We start from the raw sequence: 506 nt of genomic DNA, 5'->3' as shown, positions 1-506 counted from the left end.
AATACGACCGACCCCAACGTCATCCCCGTGATGGCACCCCGTGCGTTTATCATGCCGCCGCCTTTGTAATAGACTTTGACTTCGCGACCATTGGGTTGGCGAATCAACAAATGGTCACCACGTTCATCGTGTTTGATTTCGGCGCAATCCCGCAACACATCGATTAGACCATAACCATTGGCATCAATGAACATCCGGAAGACTTGTTCTTGATTGTAAGCCAATATTAGATGGTTGTTATCCTCGGTGGTCATATAGAACCTTGCCATCTTTAAAACGTCGGAAAACGTCTTTCCGGAACGTGGTGTGCCCTCGTTGACCTCGCATTCAATGGTCGATGTGTCAAAGCCGATGTTTTCGTGTTGCTTTTTGCTAAATAGAATCTTTTCCATCGGCTTCACCTTGTGTTGGCTCGTCGTCGAACACTTCTTCAATTCTTTCCGGTTCCGGTGCAATCACTTTGTCCGGTGCTTTGGCGACGTTGACCAATGCTTCAAGCAATTCGT

At 47.4% G+C, this 506-nt stretch carries 1 protein-coding gene; it reads right to left on the bottom strand.

Features of this window, described 5'->3' with window-relative positions; all coding sequences use genetic code 11:
• Positions 1 to 392 (bottom strand): hypothetical protein (locus N1032_RS28125; protein ID WP_456319132.1); only part of this gene is annotated, 392 nt, incomplete at its 3' end.
• Between the last annotated feature and the right edge of the window lie 114 nt (positions 393 to 506).

It is taken from the genome of Herbiconiux daphne, assembly GCF_024979295.1.
GTDB classification, from domain to species: Bacteria; Actinomycetota; Actinomycetes; order Actinomycetales; family Microbacteriaceae; genus Herbiconiux; species Herbiconiux daphnes.
The sequence above is the reverse complement of the archived record's forward strand: the minus strand, read 5'-3'. Positions and strand labels throughout refer to the sequence as shown.